At 62.9% G+C, this 16952-nt stretch carries 13 protein-coding genes and 1 riboswitch; of the genes, 7 read left to right on the forward strand and 6 right to left on the reverse strand.

Annotated features, from left to right (window positions below):
- Entirely contained in the window at nucleotides 1-1782 is a 1782-nt protein-coding gene (locus CO656_RS15235; RefSeq protein ID WP_097526306.1) for an acyl-CoA dehydrogenase, read from the reverse strand.
- A gap of 179 nt (nucleotides 1783-1961) precedes the next feature.
- Here CO656_RS15235 and CO656_RS15240 point away from each other — a divergent pair, with 179 nt between their 5' ends.
- Nucleotides 1962-2951, forward strand: coding sequence for a transporter (locus CO656_RS15240; protein WP_037413342.1), 990 nt, complete (start codon nucleotides 1962-1964; stop codon nucleotides 2949-2951).
- Between the two features lie 160 nt (nucleotides 2952-3111).
- Nucleotides 3112-4173 carry a glycoside hydrolase family 25 protein gene (locus CO656_RS15245; protein WP_179864772.1) on the forward strand — a complete coding sequence of 354 codons (1062 nt, stop codon included), beginning with the start codon at nucleotides 3112-3114 and terminating at the stop codon, nucleotides 4171-4173.
- A 26-nt stretch (nucleotides 4174-4199) separates the two neighbouring features.
- Here the strand turns inward: CO656_RS15245 and CO656_RS15250 are convergent, their stop codons facing one another.
- Nucleotides 4200-5300, reverse strand: coding sequence for a hybrid-cluster NAD(P)-dependent oxidoreductase (locus tag CO656_RS15250; RefSeq protein ID WP_179864773.1), 1101 nt, complete (start codon nucleotides 5298-5300; stop codon nucleotides 4200-4202).
- Nucleotides 5297-6541 carry an aromatic ring-hydroxylating dioxygenase subunit alpha gene (locus tag CO656_RS15255; protein ID WP_037413339.1) on the reverse strand — a complete coding sequence of 415 codons (1245 nt, stop codon included), beginning with the start codon at nucleotides 6539-6541 and terminating at the stop codon, nucleotides 5297-5299. Before CO656_RS15255 ends, CO656_RS15250 begins: the two co-directional genes overlap by 4 nt.
- Nucleotides 6542-6643: 102 nt before the next feature.
- Nucleotides 6644-6846, reverse strand: a riboswitch (cobalamin riboswitch).
- A gap of 295 nt (nucleotides 6847-7141) precedes the next feature.
- Here CO656_RS15255 and CO656_RS15260 point away from each other — a divergent pair.
- The 3 genes from CO656_RS15260 (at nucleotide 7142) to CO656_RS15270 (ending at nucleotide 10291) form a co-directional block, all read left to right on the forward strand.
- Nucleotides 7142-7744 (forward strand): DUF6656 family protein, encoded by a 603-nt coding sequence (locus CO656_RS15260; RefSeq protein WP_097526308.1) that lies wholly within the window; start codon nucleotides 7142-7144, stop codon nucleotides 7742-7744.
- A 79-nt stretch (nucleotides 7745-7823) separates the two neighbouring features.
- A complete protein-coding gene (locus tag CO656_RS15265) occupies nucleotides 7824-8798 on the forward strand; it encodes an L-threonylcarbamoyladenylate synthase (RefSeq protein WP_097526309.1) in 975 nt (324 codons plus the stop codon).
- 59 nt (nucleotides 8799-8857) lie between these two features.
- The gene (locus CO656_RS15270; protein ID WP_097526385.1) at nucleotides 8858-10291 is read left to right on the forward strand and encodes an FAD-binding oxidoreductase; all 1434 of its coding nucleotides are present in this window, start codon (nucleotides 8858-8860) and stop codon (nucleotides 10289-10291) included.
- Between the two features lie 11 nt (nucleotides 10292-10302).
- Here CO656_RS15270 and CO656_RS15275 read toward each other — a convergent pair whose 3' ends face one another.
- Nucleotides 10303-12612, reverse strand: coding sequence for a DUF1217 domain-containing protein (locus CO656_RS15275; RefSeq protein WP_097526310.1), 2310 nt, complete (start codon nucleotides 12610-12612; stop codon nucleotides 10303-10305).
- A gap of 314 nt (nucleotides 12613-12926) precedes the next feature.
- Here CO656_RS15275 and CO656_RS15280 point away from each other — a divergent pair, with 314 nt between their 5' ends.
- Nucleotides 12927-13493: a DUF6101 family protein gene (locus tag CO656_RS15280; protein WP_037413373.1), complete on the forward strand. Its 567-nt coding sequence runs from the start codon at nucleotides 12927-12929 to the stop codon at nucleotides 13491-13493.
- A 325-nt stretch (nucleotides 13494-13818) separates the two neighbouring features.
- On the opposite strand, the gene ubiA is transcribed toward CO656_RS15280, so the two are convergent.
- Both ubiA and CO656_RS15290 read right to left on the reverse strand, forming a co-directional pair.
- Nucleotides 13819-14778, reverse strand: coding sequence for a 4-hydroxybenzoate octaprenyltransferase (gene ubiA, locus CO656_RS15285; RefSeq protein ID WP_097526311.1), 960 nt, complete (start codon nucleotides 14776-14778; stop codon nucleotides 13819-13821).
- Nucleotides 14779-14835: 57 nt separating this feature from the next.
- Nucleotides 14836-15648: a helix-turn-helix transcriptional regulator gene (locus CO656_RS15290; protein ID WP_097526312.1), complete on the reverse strand. Its 813-nt coding sequence runs from the start codon at nucleotides 15646-15648 to the stop codon at nucleotides 14836-14838.
- A gap of 109 nt (nucleotides 15649-15757) precedes the next feature.
- On the opposite strand from CO656_RS15290, the gene CO656_RS15295 reads away from it, so the two are divergent.
- Nucleotides 15758-16951, forward strand: coding sequence for an MFS transporter (locus CO656_RS15295; protein ID WP_097526386.1), 1194 nt, complete (start codon nucleotides 15758-15760; stop codon nucleotides 16949-16951).
- Nucleotide 16952: the final 1 nt, after the last annotated feature.

Here is a 16952-nt window from a genome sequence, read left to right on the forward strand (position 1 = left end):
TCAGTCGAGAATGAAGCGGGCGGCGGCGAGGCTCTGCGCCCCAGTGACCACACGATCCTTGAGCGCCGCCGTTTCGGCGAGCAGGTTCTCCGCGGCGAAGCGGCAGAGGGCGACGCGCGCCTCCTCTTTCCCGTCACCGGCGCCCGCCAGGCCGCCTTTGGCAAGATAGGCCCCCGTCAGCACCAGGCCGAAGAGGCGCTGATAGGCGGTCGCGCCGGCAAGCGCTTCGGCGGTTCGTCCGTCGCCGAGCGCTGCAAGTAGCCAGTCGGTTGCCTCTTCAAGATCGGCAATCGACGTCTCGAGGCGCGCTGCGGTCTCGCCGAACTCCTGCCTGTTCGAAGCCGCCACCGCCTGGGCGACGTCGCGGAGCTCGCCGATGAAGCCGCGCACCTGGCTACCTTCGGAAAGCGGCAGCTTGCGGGTGACGAGATCGATCGCCTGGATGCCGTTGGTGCCTTCGTAGATCGGCGCAATGCGGGCGTCGCGCAGATAGCGGGCCGCACCGGTTTCCTCGATGAATCCCATGCCGCCATGCACCTGAATGCCCATGGAGGCGACGTCAACGCCGGCGTCGGTGGCGAAGGACTTAGCGATCGGCGTCAAGAGGCTCGAGCGCTCCTGCCACTGGCGGGCCACTTCGCCTTCGCTCGCATGCGCCATGTCGACGGCGTGCGCGCAGGCATAGGCGATGGCGCGCGAGCCCTGCGTCAGCGCCTTCATCGTCAAGAGCGTGCGGGCGACATCCGGATGCTCGATGATCGGGCTCATGCCTTGGCCGCTCCAGCCGGGCGCCCGGCCCTGGGTGCGTTCCTTGGCATAGGTGATGGCCTTTTGCGTCGCTGCCTCGGCAATCGCCACGCCCTGCATACCGACGGCAAGCCGGGCGTTGTTCATCATCGTGAACATGCAGGCAAGGCCGCGGTTTTCCTCGCCGACCAGATAGCCGATCGCGCCCTTCTCGTCGCCGAACTTGCCGTCGCCATAGATCATCGTGCAGGTCGGCGACCCATGGATGCCCAGCTTGTGTTCGAGCGAGTGGCAGAAGAGATCGTTGCGGGCGCCGAGCGAACCGTCCTCATTGACGAGGAACTTCGGCACAAGAAACAGCGAGATGCCCTTCGTACCCGCAGGCGCGTCCGGCAGGCGCGCCAGCACGAGATGGACGATGTTGTCGGTGAAATCGTGCTCGCCCCAGGTGATGAAGATCTTCTGGCCGAAGATGCGGTAGCTGCCGTCGCCGCAGCGCTCGGCACGGGTCTTCAGCACGCCGAGGTCGGAGCCGGCGTGCGGCTCGGTCAGGTTCATCGACCCCATCCACTCGCCGGAGACCATCTTCGACAGGAAGGTCGCCTTCAGGAAATCGGAACCGTGCCTGTCCAGTGCCTCGATCGCGCCCATGGTGAGGGTCGGGCCAAGCGCGAAGGCCATGGAGCCGCTGTTCCACATCTCCATGGCGGCGACATGCAGCATGTGCGGCAGTTCCTGGCCGCCGAAAACCTCTGGCGCCGTCAGGCCGTTCCAGCCTCCTTGAATCCATTTATGGTAGAGGTTGCGCCAACCTTCCGGCGTCTTGACCGCGCCGTCGATAAGCCGCGATCCCTGACGGTCCCCCACTTCGCCGAGCGGCGCCACCTCGTCGGTGGCGAAGCGGCCGGCTTCCGAAAGGATCGCGTCGACGATATCTTCGCCAAGTTCGCCGAAGACGCCCGCGCTCAGGGCATCGGCCATACCGGCCACGTGCTTCAGGGTGAATGCGATCTCGTCCACCGGTGCCTTGTACATGGTGCTCCTCCCTTGCGGCCGCAGGCGCAGGTTCGCTTCGGCTTCCTACCGGCCGCACCCTATTAGTTTTTACGTAAACGTCAACGTCAATTCTGGACACCGCGGCGGGCGATGGACTGTAACAAAACTGTAATGGCGCGCGAATAGAAGCCACTTCGAACGACGGTCATGGCGCTCCGATGAACCTGATTTCTCCCGAAATACCCGGCCTCGTCTGGGCCTACCGGTTCCTGCCCGGAGAAAGCCGTTGCCTGCGAATCGCGACGGATTCACCCGTCGACAGCCTTCAAGGCGGCGAAGGCTGGGTCTGGCTGCATCTGGCGTTGAGCGATGCGCGCACGCCGGCACTGATCGAGCGCATCGGCACCCTCCCGCCGGCGGCGATGGCGACGCTCACCAGCCATGACACCCAAGCGGCGATCACCGTTGCCGAGGACGTCGTCTATGGCACGCTTGTCGACTTCGAACGGACCTTCGACACGATGACGAAGACGATCGGCTGGCTGCACTTCGCCGTCGGCGACCGGATGATCATCACCAGCCGCCTGCATCCTTTGAGAAGCATCGACCGCGTCAAGGCGGCGGTCGAGAAGAGCGCCAAATGCGGCCGACCGATCGATCTCTTCGAAATGCTCGTCACCGAGTTCCAGCGGACGCTGATCACGCTGGTGCTTGAATTGACCGAGGAACTGAACGTCATCGAGGACCGGGTCTATGGCGAGGCGGGGCACCGGCAGCAGCCGGGGTTGGCGCCCTTGCGCCGAACCGTCGTGCGGCTGCATCGGCATCTGAGAACGATCCTCGCGCTGCTGCGACGCGCCGGCGCGTCCGATGAGGACGAGGTGCCGCCGGGCTTCATCGACGTCACCGAACGGCTATCCGATCGGCTGGAGGCGGTCGATCGCGACGTGTTCGCGCTTCAGGAGCGCGCCAGGCTGCTGCACGAGGAGATCGACAGCAAGATTTCGTCGGAGACCAATCGTCACCTCTACATTCTCTCGCTGATGACCGCTTTCCTGCTGCCGCCGACGCTCGTCACCGGGTTCTTCGGCATGAACACGGGTGCCCTGCCCTTCGCCGACGGCAGCGGCACGCTCTATGCCGGGCTGATCATCGCCGCCTCCATGGGCCTGGCATGGCTGATCCTCAAACGCGTCGGCATCCTTTGACCGGATACGACCAACACGCCGCGTTTCGCGCCACAATCCAGAGCCGAGTCCCGCCGCACTTTACCGCCAAGAGTCAGTGTACAGGAGCGGCGCTCTCGCGCAGATTGGCTGAGGGGCTGAGATTTACGACCCTTTAACGCTAAGTCGGCAATCTCAGAGAATGGAAAAGCGGGGAATCTCGATCTCGGGGATGATCTTGCGCCTGGCGGCCTTGGTAGGCCTGTCCTTTGCGGCGGCGAACGCACGCGCCGCAGACGTCGAACCGTGGAAAGCGCGGCAGAACGCCATCATCGTCGACGCCTACGAGTTGAACAGCATCGACTGGGAAGCGATGCTGAAGGACAAGCGCATCGCCGGCTTCATCGCGAAGGCCTCCGACGGCCTTCCGGAAAGCTACAGCTGCACCGGCGATCACGGCGGAGACACGGTCGCCCATTGCAAGACGATGTGGCGAAAATATGCGGTCAGCCGGGAACTCTATCAGACGCGCCGAATGATCGCCCGCTCCCATGGACTGCTCTGGGGCGCCTATCACCTGGCGCGCCCGGGCAATCCCGTCGATCAGGCCAACCACTTCCTCGATTATGCGGCGCCGCGCGAGGACGAATTGATGGTTCTCGACCTCGAGGGTATCGATCCCGAGAACTACATGTCACTCGAGGACGCCGCGATCTTTGCCGGCCATATCAAGGCCCGCACCGGGCGATACCCCATTCTCTACACCAACCACATCACCGCGAAGCAGATCGCCGCCAACCGCGCCCAGCATCGGCTGCTTTCCCGCCTGCCGCTCTGGTATGCCCGCTACAAGCCCGACATTCGCAACGTCTTTCCGATGGGCAACTGGGATCGCTATGCGCTGTGGCAGTTCTCGTCGTCGCATAATTGCGGAAAGAAGCGCTGCCCCTATCGCGTGCCCGGGACGCTCAACGACATCGACGTCAACGTCGCCGCAATGACCGTTTCAGAGTTGAAGAAGGTGTGGCCGCAGGGCGCGCTGCTCCCGGAGAAGCCGCCGATCGTCACCGTCATCGCCTCCGCGAAGATTGGCAAGGCGCCGGCGGCGAGCGCCGCGGCCACCGTCCCGCTCGCAGAACCCCTGCTCATCAGCCGTGCCGAGGCCGAGAGCGGCTCGGGCGCCGGCGTCGACGGAACGGTCACCGGTGCGATCAGCGTGAAGGCCGCCGAGGCCCACCTGCCCAACCAGCCCGAGCGCCGCTGAAAAAGCCGGACGGCGCCTGTAGCTGTCTACGCTTCGATCTGAACGTCGCCGATAGGCCGCGAGCAGCAGGCGAGGATGTAGCCCTCGTCGACTTCGTCATCGAGAATACCGCCATTGTGGTTCATCTCGACTTCGCCGGCGATCTTCAAGACGCGGCACGTGCCGCAGATGCCGCCCTCGCAGGCCGCACCGATCCTGACCCCGTTGGCGCGTGCTGTCTGCAGGATCGTCTGGCCGGGGACGGTCGAGACTTCCTTGCCGCTCATGGTGAAGGTTACCCGGGCCGCCTCGCCTTGAGCGCCGGCCGCCGAGCCGGCGCGGATGGCGAGTTCCTCTGCCGCCGGCGCCGCCGCCGGCTGGAAGCTTTCCTGGTGGTAGCGGGCCATATCGAAACCGGCCCCCTCCAGCATCTCCCGAACCCCGCGCATGAAGGGTTCGGGGCCGCAACAGAAGACCGTTCGCTCCAGAAAGTCCGGTGCAAGCAGCGGCAGCTTCGTCGCATCGATACGGCCGCGCAGGCCGTGCCAGCCGTGACGCGCTTCGTGTCCTTCCACCAGGAAGCCGAGATTGAGACGCGGCATCTGGCGGGCGAGGATCTCCAGCTCCGGCTTGAACAGCAGATCCTCCGGCTGCCGGGCACAGGAAATGAAGGTCACATCCGTGTCCGGCGCGCAATCCGCCATCCAGCGCGTCATCGACATCATCGGCGTGATGCCGGAGCCTGCCGAGACGAACAGATATTTTTCGCCCGGATGGCGCACGAAGCTGAAATCGCCGAGCGGCCCCAGCGCCTTCAACGTCATGCCAGGCCTGAGATTGTCGAACATCCAGCGCGTGCCGATGCTGTTCGACTGCGCCTTGGCCGTGACCGCAACGGAAAGCGGGCGGGACGGCGAGGACGATAGCGTATAGGTGCGCATCACCGGTTCCTCGCCGACGGGGAGTTCCAGCGTCACGAACTGCCCGGGCAGGTAGCGGAACCAGGCCGGCCTGTCGGACCGGAAGGTGAAGGTCATCACGTCCGCGGTCTCGCCGACCGCGGAGATGCATTCGAGCAGGAACTGGCGATCTTTCCAGGGCTGCAGTTCGTCGAAGTGGTGAAAGGAGCGTGCCATTTCCATCGTCATGCCACCCGCGACAGAGGAGCGGCGCTGCCCTGCAGGCGATCCTGCATGAAGCGCGAATACCAGTCGACGAACTGCATGACCCCGCCCTCGTGTTCGGCCGAATAGGGACCCGGCTCATAGGCCGGCGAGCGGATGCCGAAGGCGTTTTCCTCGACGATCTGCCGGTCCTGGTCGTTGGTCTCGGTCCAGACATGGGTGAGGTCTTCGAGGGTATAGTCGACCCCTTCGACCGCATCCTTGCTGACGAGCCATTTCGTCGTGACCTGCGTCAGTTCCGGCCCGAGCGGCAGCACGCGGAAGGTGATCGCATGGTCGCCGAGGATGTGGTTCCACGTCGTCGGGTAATGGAAGAGCAGCAGCGTGCCGATGCGGTTCGCGCTTATGTCGCCGGAAAGCTGCTTGCGGACCGCCTTCTCGCCGGACATCGTATAGCTCTCCGCCCCGTTGATCAGCGGCATCCTCGTCATGCGGAACTGGCCGGTCGGCCCGATCTTGAAGGCGCTCGGCAGCCCCGCCGCCTCGCATCTCTCCCAATGGGCACCGATTTCCGGATCGTCCATGGCGCCCTGGACGCCCGTCACAGTCGGAGCCTCGGGATAGGTCCGGCAGAGTTCCGGATGGTTGGCGGCGCAATGGTAGCACTCGCGGTTGTTCTCCCAGACGAGCTTCCAATTGCCCTTCTCGACGATGGTGCTTTCATAGGCGACCTTGGTTTCGCCGAGGCGATGCGGCGCGAGATAGGCTGCAACCGTGTCGCGGAAGGGCTGGAAATCCATGGGCCGCTCGGCAAGGCTGATGAAGATATAGCCGCCGACCGTTTCGCAATTGACCGGCTTCAGGCTGTGCTGGGCCGGATCGAAATCCTCCGGCATCTGCCGGGCGAAGAGCAGCCTGCCATCGAGTTCGTAGGTCCACTGGTGATAGGGACAAACGAGCTTGGCCGAGGATCCCTTGTGCTGGGTGCAAACGCGCGAGCCGCGGTGGCGGCAGGAATTGTGCAGCGCTCGGACCGCCCCCTGGCGATCGCGCACGATGACGATCGGATAGTCGCCGACCTGCAGCGTGAAGTAATTGCCGGGACGCGGGATTTCGCAGTCGTGGCCGACGAATAGCCAGTCTTTGTACCAGATATTCTCCAGGTCCTGACGGTAATAGTCCGGGTCGATGTAGAAGGCCCGATCGAGGCTGTAGCCCTCGCGGCGGGTCTTCAGCTTGCGCAGCATTTCGTTCTGGATGTCCATGCCCATGTCCTCGTTAGCCCTGTTTCGGGCAGGCAGGACAGGAACCGCGCCGGAGAGATGCCGTGCGCCTTGGCTCCGATCCGGCTGCCCGCCGCAACCAGTTACGGTCGTTTTCCTCAAGGCTGGTTTCCGGGCTCTGGAGCGGCCCGAGGGCCCTGCCCGGCGCCTTCCCGGACGATTGTCCAGTGGCCTTATGCCGGGGGTTCACTCCACCACCGTTGCGGGGGCAGCGCCGGGATTTGACCGGCTTCCCAATTCTCCGCCCCTCCCTGCGAAGAAGCGGCACCTTGAGCAATTCGAATCTAAGCGGCCAGACAGGCTCGGCAATTGCCGGTGCGCGACATTCCATTCCAGAAAGACGACAAAGATTTTCGATGCGCGCGCGTTGGAAGTCCTGTGACATCTTCTATAATAAACAATGTGATAGATACATTTTTCGGCAAATGGCGCTTTTTTTTGCAGCGGCATCCAGGCCGCGAAGATCACGGGCCATTTTGCGACATAAAGCGATGCGCGGGCGCCCGAAATACTCTATTAACCATAGTGATTTAGCGTTCGCTGACGGTTCAGTCCGTTCAGCGACAAGTGACGCAGAGGTCGATGGCAAAAATCAGATATTACGACGCCTCAGGCAAACCGCAGGCGCCGGCGCCGAAAACGGCGGGCGGCCATACAGAGTTCCTGCGCACGGGCCGAATCGAGCGGCGCCGGCCGTGGTTGCCCGAACAGCGCCGCTACATGACGCATGAGGAAGTGGCAGAGAGAACCGGACAGAGATTACAGGCGGCGGGAGAGACGACACACAGGCGGATCAACGGCTTTCATGCCTCGATCCAGTTCCCGAAGATGATCTTCCACAGGACCCTCGCCGACAGTCCCCACCTCGGCTATTGCCATGTCACCGCGGCGCGGACTCATCTCGCTCGATCGCGAGACGTCACCTGGGCGTTCTACTTTGCCAACTTCTTCTCCGACCTCGGCGACGAGGCGCACTTCTTCGAACGCATACAGACAAGCTACTCGCGCATGTATTTCGCCGTGGCCATTCAACCCGGCACCGAAGAGGGGCGGATGGTCCTCGATCGAAATGTTCGGGGCAACGGCCTGATCTTCCGGACGCAGGACCCGAAGGTGGCGCTCAAGAACGTCCTGATGCTCGGCGCACGCGACGAAGCGCTGCGGCGGATCATTCGCAGCCTCTGACGCCGGTCAACGACAAAGAAAATCGTTCTGTTTTCCCTCCTCCTCCGTTAAGGAAGCGACGGAAAGGACCAGAACCGCCATGGCCGAAATCATCGATACGCGCAGCGAACCGGATCGGGCGATCGAAACGGCCTGCGCGGTGCTTTCCGAAGGTGAGCCCGTGGCGATCCCGACGGAAACCGTCTACGGCCTTGCAGCAGACGCAACGAGTGCCGATGCGATCAGCCGCATCTACGAGATGAAGGGCCGGCCGCGTTTCAATCCGCTGATCTGCCACGTCTCGGACATGGGAATGGCCGAAGCGCATGTGATATTCGACCCCATCTCCCGACGCCTCGCGGAAGCCTTCTGGCCGGGGCCGCTGACGCTGATTCTCACTCAGCGACCCGAAAGCACCGTGCACGCGCTTGCCTCGGCCGGCCTCGACACGCTCGGGATCCGCATGCCTGAAGGTTTTTCCCGGCGGGTGATCTCACATTTTGGGCGCCCGCTGGCGGCGCCGAGCGCCAATACGTCGGGCAAGATCAGTCCGACCAGCGCGGCCCATGTGGAGGCGGATCTCGGTGCGAAGCTGAAGCTGATCCTCGATGCCGGCCCGGCGGAAATCGGCCTCGAATCGACGATCATCAAGGTCGAAGACGGCCGGCTGCGGCTGCTTCGGCCGGGGGGTCTCGATGCGGCCGAGATCGAGGCGCTCGCCGGCCTTCCCGTTGAGCGGCCGGAAGCGGCCGGCGCGACGATCGAAGCTCCCGGCATGCTCGCCTCGCATTATGCGCCGGGTGCCGCGGTGCGGCTCAATGCGACGGACGTCCACACGGGAGAGGCGCTGATCCGCTTCGGCGGCAAGGCGCTGCCTGGCGAAGGCAGCGCGGCGATCGTCCTCGACCTCAGCCCAACGGGCAATCTCAGGGAAGCGGCCGCCAATCTTTTCGACTATATGAAAAAGGCAGATGCGAGCGGCGCTCGAACCATCGCTTTCGGGCCGATCCCGGGCGAAGGCCTTGGCGAAGCGATCATCGACCGGCTCGAACGGGCCGCAGCCCCGAGGATCTGACCGGAAGCGCGAGACCTGTGTGGTCCGGCTGTTTCGGCAATATAAATCGCAGGCAGGTCATGAGCACAGCAATCCCTTCTCCCGAACTGATCGCCTCGTTCACCGACATCGTCGGCCCCGGCCATGCGCTGACCGGACCGGCGGAGACGGCGCCCTATCTCGTCGAATCGCGCGGGCTTTACCGCGGCACGACACCGCTCGTGCTGAAGCCCGCCTCGGTCGATGAAGTCTCGCGCATCCTGCGGCTCGCCAGCCAGAGCCAGACGGCGATCGTGCCCCAGGGCGGAAACACCGGCCACGTGGCCGGCCAGATCCCGCGCGAGGGAAAGGCCGATGTGGTGCTTTCCCTTGAGCGGCTGAACCGCATCCGCGACATCGACCCGGTCGGCAATGTGATCGTCGCCGACGCCGGCTGCATTCTCGCAGACATTCAGAAGGCGGCGGACGACGTCGACCGGCTGTTTCCGCTGTCGCTTGGCTCCGAAGGATCGGCGCGGATCGGCGGCAATCTTTCCACCAATGCCGGCGGCACCGCCGTGCTTGCCTATGGCAACATGCGACAGCTCTGCATGGGGCTGGAAGTCGTGCTCCCGACCGGCGAAATCTGGGACGGTCTCCGACGCCTCAAGAAGGACAATACCGGCTACGACCTACGCGATCTGTTCATCGGCGCCGAAGGGACGCTCGGGGTCATCACCGGCGCCGTCCTAAGGCTCTTCCCGAAGCCGCGCGGCCATCAGGTCGCCTTTGCCGGGCTCGCAAGCGTCGAAGACGCGATCGGACTCTTCGAGCGGGCATCGAGCCTCTGCGGTCCCGCCTTGACCGGCTTCGAACTGATGCCGAGGCTCGGCATCGAGTTCACCACCCGCCACATACCGGGCGTTCGCGACCCGATGGAAACAAGTCATCCCTGGTATGCGCTGATCGATATCTCCACCTCCGACTCGGCCGAGAGTTCGGAGCAGATGGTGCAAAGCCTGCTCGAAGCAGGTGCAGAGGAGGGTCTCATCGAGAATGCCGTCATCGCCCAGAGCGAAGCGCAGCGAAAGGCGCTGTGGCACATGCGCGAGAGCATGTCTCCGGCGCAGAAACCCGAGGGCGGCTCGATCAAGCATGACGTGTCGGTACCGGTGTCGAGCATTCCCGCCTTCATGGCGGAAGCGGATGCGGCGGTCATCACGGCAATCCCCAACGCACGCATCTGCGCCTTCGGCCATATGGGCGACGGCAACATCCACTACAACATTACCCAGCCGGTCGGCGCGGACCGCGAGGCCTTTCTGGCCCGCTGGCACGAAGTGAACGCGATCGTTCACGCCATTGTGCTGAAATATAACGGATCGATCTCGGCCGAACACGGCATCGGCCAGTTGAAGCGCGACGAACTTGCGGCCATCCGCGCGCCGATCGAGATCGAGCTAATGCGGCGGATCAAGCATGCCTTCGATCCGGCCGGAATCATGAACCCGGACAAGGTGCTGCGGCAGGATTGATTGAGGCGGCGCTATCCGCCCATCCTGAGCTGCGACAAGGTATAGAGCGTGTCGGCGCTGATGCCGACGCTGCTGCCGCTGCTCGTGAGCACCGAGACGGCCGGATCGAGCTCGGTGTTGTTTTCCAGATCGTAAAGCACGGCAAAGCGCGCCAGCAGCTTCTTCAGTTCGACCGGATCGCTGAGTTTCTCGAGATCGAGATTCTTTTCGACGATCTTCGCCTGCTGATCGATGTCCATGGTGCTGAACTCGTCGGGCAGGCTGAAGATCGTGCGGAACACCTCGGCGAGCGCGTCGTCGGCGAGGAGGTCGTAGGCGTCGACAATCGTGCCGGCCTTGCGCTCGAAATAGAGTGCCAGGCGAACGCCTTCATTGCTTTCGCCCGCCTGTTCTTCGAGCGTCTGGTGCAGATATTGATCAAGCGTTTCGTAAAGCCCGTGGCGTGTGACGATGCTTTCCCTTTCCTCGCGTAGCACGTCACCTTCGCTGTCGAAATTGAAGGAGGTCACGAGCGAGATATAGGCGGCGGAATTTTCCTGTTCGTTGATGAAGCTGCCCGGATCATCGATGTCGGAGGCGAAGATGTTGCGGAGGAAATCGGCCGCCACGCCCTCGGGGTCGATGCCGTTCGCCTCGAGCGCGATGGTGACGAGACGCTCGTCGGCCAGGAACGCGTCGAGGGAGGAAAGTTTGGCGACCCCGGCCGTATAATATTCGCTCTCCTCTTGGGCCTTGGTCTTGTCCTCATCCGACCCAAAACGGGACTTGATGACAATGTAGTTCTTCGCGGTTTCCTGGATTTGCGTTTCCGATTGAGCCAGTGCCGGTGCACCGACCTCGCCCTGTGTCGTAAAGTTGAACAGTTTGGCAAGGGTCACGTATCGCTCGTCCGTGAGCGTGTAGACAAAGCTCTTCGGATCGGTGAGGTCGCTGGTCAGGACGCGCTGGATGGTGCGGGTGCTCTCCGTGTCGGGATCGAGGCCGACGGCCTGCAAGGCGAAATCATAGATCGAGGCGGTTACGATGAAATCGTCGACGGACGTCATGCCGGAGACCGCGGCCTTGTAGGCACTGACCGCCTTCTCGTCCGCTTCGTCGTCCTTGTCATTATAGCGGGTCATGTAACGGTTGGAGGTGAGCGTCGTCTGGGTGGCGGTCTGCGCGCTGTCGCCGTCAGCCAGCGTGCCGTCCTCCTGGAAATTGAAGGCATTGGCGAGCGCCAGGTAGTTCTCGTCGCGGTCGCCGATCGTGTTGACATAGCTCTCCGGATCATCCGGATCACTCGTCAGGATGTTCTTGATGGTTGCGGAAACGATCGTCACCTCGTCGAGGTCGAAAGCGGTCCTGATGTAATTGTAAAGGCGTGTATCCGCGATGAGCTCATCGACGGACGTGATACTCGCGATCGTCTCCTCGAAATAGGCCTTGTTCAGCAGCGCCGCCTGTGAGGTAACGCGGGAATTGCTGGAGACATAGAGGTCGTTGACGGCAAGCTTGTTTTCGTCGGTCTGCGCCGCACCCGCGCTCACCGTGCCATCGGAACCAAAGTCGAAGGCAGCTGCAAGGTCGAGATAGTTGTTCAGCGTGGCAATGGAATTCGTGTAGGTCGTTACCTTGCTCTCGAGCTCCGCCTCTTCCTCGTCGGTGAGGTCTCCCGCGGCCAACTGTGCTTCCGCCGCTGCCTTGGCGGTCTCGAGTTCAGTAAGCTTGGGAGCAATCACCGTATTCTCGTAGCTGCTCGCATCGCCGGAACTGCTGGAGAGGACGCTGCGGATCGTCTGGCGGGAGTAGGTGCTCTCATCGATGCCGAAAGCCGTGAAGATATAGGCTCTCAGCCGATCGTTGTTGAGGAGCTGATCGACGCTGGTGATCTTGTCGATCATGACGTTGTAGTAGCGGGTCTCCTCCTTCTGCGTCTCCGCGAGGTTGAGAATGCTCGTATCGTAGAGGCCGATGATCTCGTCGAGCTGTGCCTCGGTCTGCGACACGGCGGTCCCGCCGCTAAAGCTGTAGGCGAGAGCGAATTCTCGATAGCGATCGTCCGTCAAGCTGTTGGCGAAGCTGCTCGTGTCGGAGAGGTCGCTTTCGAGCACCTTTCGCATGAAGGCCACCGAATCGATCATGTCGCCGAGGCCAAATGCCGTCATCGCGTAGGAATAGAGCCGGTAGTCGTCGAGGAAGTCGTCGACCGAGCTCACATTGCCGATGTTGTCCTTGTAGTATTGCGTGTCGCGCGCGACGACCGTCTGCTCCGAGACGCGGCTCAGGCTGACCTTCATGTCCCGCGCGATGAGATTGTAGTCGAGATAAGTCGAAACCATGCGCGCTGCCCCGCCAGCAAGGATCGGGGACAGCCGGCACGCGACATCCCCGATGGTTATTCCGTCCGAAACTGGATCAAAAGGCTTGTGCGTGGCTTTTCGGCCGACCCGCAAAATCCCGGCGATTTCGTTGACGAAGGAGAAACCTTGCCGCCTCGGCTTTTGCTAACCATCGGGAGACGCAAAGTTTTTTTAACCGCGATTTTTAAGTCGTCCGGAAGAGCGGCCGCCTATCCTCCAGCCCATAGAGGACGAAAACGTCCCGAGAAGAAGACCGGGAACCGGCTCTCAAGGAAAACAAGGGCGAAATGAAAATGCGCAACACACTCTCTCAACCGGCGTGGGTAGGAAATACGCTGCGGCTCGATCCGAAGCGATTTCCGCAGCAGGCGACCTACGTGCTACGCGGCGATGTGGGCAATGTGAGCATCAGCCTCGACCAGCGTGGCGCTGTCCTGCGCAAGGTGCTACCATCCAGCGGCCTGCCCCTTTCGATCGCCTTGCCTGCGCGAGCTTTCAAGGGTGTCGCAGCGCGGGCCATCGACCACGGCGACGGGGAGGTAACTGTGACGCTCGAGCTTCATCACGACGATCCGGATCTTTGCATCCCGCTGCTCGTCGCGCATGATCTTTCTGATATCGCGGCCGACTGGCGTGCCTGGGCGGATGCCTATCGCATCCCAATGCTGATGGTCGAAGCTGATGGTGTCGCCCGGCCGCTGGAAGAACATCTCGGCGAAATCCGCACCGCGCCGGTAAAGCCGCGCCGGCGCCACTCCTTCTTTGCCGAGCGCCGGCCGCGCTTCCTCGTGCGCCGCTCCACCGGCAAGCTCGGCGTGCAGATGAAAATCGACGGCCGCGAGATCATCGCCCGGTCCTGACCGCCTATCTCCATCTCCAGTGCAAAAGCCTGCCAATCCCTGCGGCCGGCTTATGTTATCGCGGGAGAACGTACACGCGGCCGCGGCAAATGTTACGGTGGATACAGCGGTCTCGGCCTTCATCATGCCACAAGCGGCACATAGCCAAGGCAACGAATGAAGGAGATACCGATGCGCAAGCACCTGCTCGCCACCCTCGTCGCCCTTTGGGCCGCTCTTCGTACCCACATCGCGGCCAAGCGGCGCAAGGCGGACGCCGAAGCAAGTTGGGCGTGATCGCCCTATCCGTTGAACAAGATGTCCTCCGGGCCTTCCGGAGGATTTTTCATATCAGACGCAGGAGAAGCGCCAGCATCAGCCCGGCAAAGATGATCAGCCCGACGACGCTGTTGAACTTGAAGAGGGCCAGGCACTGCTCAGGATCGTGAATGTTCAGCACCAGGATCTGGTACGCGAGCATAACGGCCGCTACGACCAGTCCAGCATAGGCGAAGAATCCCGCGCCGGCCGCCAGGAATGCGAAAACCATCAGGAGAACGGTCAAGGCGTAAAGCCCTATCAGCCAGGGCCGCGGATTGTCGCCGAAGCGGCGTGCGGTCGAGCGGACGCCGATCAGTGCATCATCCTCCCGGTCCTGATAGGCGTAGATCGTGTCATAGCCGATTGTCCAGGCGATTGCCGCGGCGTAGAGCAGGATGGCGGCGAAGGACAGCGAGCCGAATTCCGCCGACCAGCCCATGATGGCGCCCCAGGAAAAAGCCAGGCCGAGGAAGAATTGCGGCCAGTCGGTGAAGCGCTTGGCAAATGGATAGATTGCCACCAGGCCCAGCGAGGCGATGCCGAGAATGATCGTCAAGGCGTTGAACTGCAGCAGGATCACGAGGCCCACCACCGCCTGTAGCACCATGAAGACCTTCGCCTGGGCGCGCGTCACGCGTCCGGACGGCAGCGGCCGCGATCGGGTGCGCGCCACTTCCATATCGATCTCGTGATCAACGATGTCGTTATAGGTGCAGCCGGCGCCGCGCATGGCGATCGCCCCGGCGATGAACAGAAGGACGTGCAAGAGGAAGCGAGCCGTGGAGAAACTGCCGAGCGCGGTTGCGGCGCCGGCCGCGAGTGCCGCTGACCAGAGGCATGGCCACATCAGCAATTGCCAGCCGATCGGCCGGTCCCAGCGGGCGAGCTGCGCATAAGGCCAAAGCACCCGCGGCAGCACGCGGTAGACCCAGTTCTTCGACGGTGCATCGTGCACGCGGCCGGAATCGATGGATGAGCTGTTCATGGTCCCTGTTTGGCCCCGCTGAGCAAGCCGGTCAAGCGCCCGCATGATCCGTTGCAGTCAGGCATTACGGGCGCGCAGGTAAAGGCTCGGCGGTGCACCCAACATGCGGCGAAACATGGTGGTAAAGGCCGCGACGTTCTCATAGCCCGCATCGAGAGCGACGGTGGTGATCGGCTCGCCGTCGGCGATGCGCGGCAGCGAGGCGAAGATGCAGGCCTGCTGGCGCCAGGTAACGAAGCTGATGCCCGTCTCGCGACGGAAGAATCGCGTGAAGGAACGTCGGCTGATGCCGATGCTGTCGGCCCATTGATCGATATTGGCGGCCGCCGAAGGCGCCTCCAGGAATTTCCGACAGAGGCCGGCAAGGGCACGGTCCTGCGGAAAGGGCAGGCCCAGCGGCCGCTCGGCGAGGCGCGGTATTTCCTCGAGCAACAGCTCGACGATCAGCTGCTCCCGCCGTTGGGAGAATGTCTCGTTCTCGATCCGGACCAGTTCGTCGATGAGGCTGCCGGCCAAGGCCGACACCTCCAGCACCAGAGGCCGGCGCGCCCGGCTCATCGCCGCGATATAGATGGAATGCATCCGAACGTCGCTGACCATCTCGGCCGAGTGCTCCATCCCAGAAGGAATGAGCAGGGCATGGCCGGGAGGGATCATCCATCGCCCGTCAGCCGTGTGCACGAGGACCACGCCGGAGCGGGCCCACCAGAGCTGCGTGCGCGTGTGGCTGTGCGGAGGCACGACCAGCCCGCAGCCATAATCCTTGCCGATCGCCACCACCGGGGCATTCGCCATTTCTATCCACTCCAGACTCCTGAAGTGATCCATGTCCGGTAGTTCCGGCAGGTGTCCTCGGTCGTATTTCGGCATTTGGCCCACTCGCGAAAGAATTCGACCAAATCACAAAAGCAGGCCAACAGCAAGACGTCTAGAGATGGAGGAAAGGCTCCCGCAGCGAGCCACGCGGAAGGAACACCTCATGTCTTCGGTCACGGCTGGCAGCATCAATCCGGAAAAGACGGCCTTCTCCGTCATTCTTGCCGTCAGCTTCTGCCACATGCTGAACGACATCATGCAATCGCTGCTGACCGCGCTCTATCCGTTGCTCAAGGCCAACTACGCACTGGATTTCGTCCAGATCGGCCTCCTGACCTTCACGTTCCAGGTGACTGCCTCTATGCTGCAGCCGGCGGTCGGGATCGTCACCGACCGCTGGGCCCTCCCCTACACCTTGCCGGCTGCCATGCTGTCGACCTGTTCGGGCCTTCTCCTCCTCGCCCATGCCGATCACTTCTGGATGCTGCTGCTCGCGGCGAGCCTCATCGGCGTCGGTTCTGCGATCTTCCATCCCGAATCGTCGCGCGTCGCGCGGCTTGCCTCGGGTGGTCGCCACGGGCTGGCGCAATCGCTGTTCCAGGTCGGCGGCAATGCCGGCAGCGCGCTCGGCCCGCTCCTTGCCGCCTTCATCGTCCTGCCCTTCGGCCAGGGCAGCCTCGGCTGGTTCTCGATCGTCGCCATAACAGGCTTCTTCGTGCTGTCCTGGGTCAGCACCTGGTACGTGCGGCATCGCCGCTCGACCATGAGCCGTGCGGCGCCGAGCCGGACCCTGCCGCTGCCCAAGGCCCGGGTCCTCTGGACGGTCGCGATCCTCGTCCTGCTGACGGCGACCAAGAACGTCTATCTCGCCAGCGTCTCCAGCTATTTCACCTTCTTCGTCATCGAAAAGTTCGGCACCAGCGTGCAGCAGGCTCAACTGATGCTGTTCCTTTTCCTCGGATCCGCGGCGGCCGGGACCTTCCTCGGCGGACCGATCGGCGACCGCTACGGTGCCCGTTTCGTCATCTGGCTCTCGATCCTCGGCGTCATTCCCTTCGCGCTCATGCTGCCCTATGCGAACCTGTTCTGGACGGGCGTGCTCAGCGTGGTGATCGGCCTCGTCTTTTCGTCGGCCTTCTCTGCGATCGTCGTCTTCGCGCAGGAACTCGTTCCCGGCCGCGTCGGGCTCATCGCCGGCGTCTTCTTCGGTTTTGCCTTCGGCTTCGGCGGCATGGGTGCGGCGGTGCTCGGCATCTTCGCCGACAGCCATGGCATCGAATTCGTCTACAAGATCTGCTCCTACCTGCCGCTGCTCGGTATCTTCACGGTGTTGCTGCCGAAAATACCGTCTCGATAGG

The organism is Sinorhizobium sp. FG01 (genome assembly GCF_002531875.1).
In the GTDB taxonomy this organism is placed as follows: Bacteria; Pseudomonadota; Alphaproteobacteria; order Rhizobiales; family Rhizobiaceae; genus Sinorhizobium; species Sinorhizobium fredii_C.

Bases quoted from the DNA above. Each gene is read 5' to 3' on its own strand.
- CO656_RS15235 (WP_097526306.1), bottom strand. From the start codon at position 1,782: ATGTACAAGGCACCGGTGGACGAGATCGCATTCACCCTGAAGCACGTG.
- CO656_RS15240 (WP_037413342.1), top strand. From the start codon at position 1,962: ATGAACCTGATTTCTCCCGAAATACCCGGCCTCGTCTGGGCCTACCGG.
- CO656_RS15245 (WP_179864772.1), top strand. From the start codon at position 3,112: ATGGAAAAGCGGGGAATCTCGATCTCGGGGATGATCTTGCGCCTGGCG.
- CO656_RS15250 (WP_179864773.1), bottom strand. From the start codon at position 5,300: ATGACGATGGAAATGGCACGCTCCTTTCACCACTTCGACGAACTGCAG.
- CO656_RS15255 (WP_037413339.1), bottom strand. From the start codon at position 6,541: ATGGACATCCAGAACGAAATGCTGCGCAAGCTGAAGACCCGCCGCGAG.
- CO656_RS15260 (WP_097526308.1), top strand. From the start codon at position 7,142: ATGGCAAAAATCAGATATTACGACGCCTCAGGCAAACCGCAGGCGCCG.
- CO656_RS15265 (WP_097526309.1), top strand. From the start codon at position 7,824: ATGGCCGAAATCATCGATACGCGCAGCGAACCGGATCGGGCGATCGAA.
- CO656_RS15270 (WP_097526385.1), top strand. From the start codon at position 8,858: ATGAGCACAGCAATCCCTTCTCCCGAACTGATCGCCTCGTTCACCGAC.
- CO656_RS15275 (WP_097526310.1), bottom strand. From the start codon at position 12,612: ATGGTTTCGACTTATCTCGACTACAATCTCATCGCGCGGGACATGAAG.
- CO656_RS15280 (WP_037413373.1), top strand. From the start codon at position 12,927: ATGCGCAACACACTCTCTCAACCGGCGTGGGTAGGAAATACGCTGCGG.
- ubiA (WP_097526311.1), bottom strand. From the start codon at position 14,778: ATGAACAGCTCATCCATCGATTCCGGCCGCGTGCACGATGCACCGTCG.
- CO656_RS15290 (WP_097526312.1), bottom strand. From the start codon at position 15,648: ATGCCGAAATACGACCGAGGACACCTGCCGGAACTACCGGACATGGAT.
- CO656_RS15295 (WP_097526386.1), top strand. From the start codon at position 15,758: ATGTCTTCGGTCACGGCTGGCAGCATCAATCCGGAAAAGACGGCCTTC.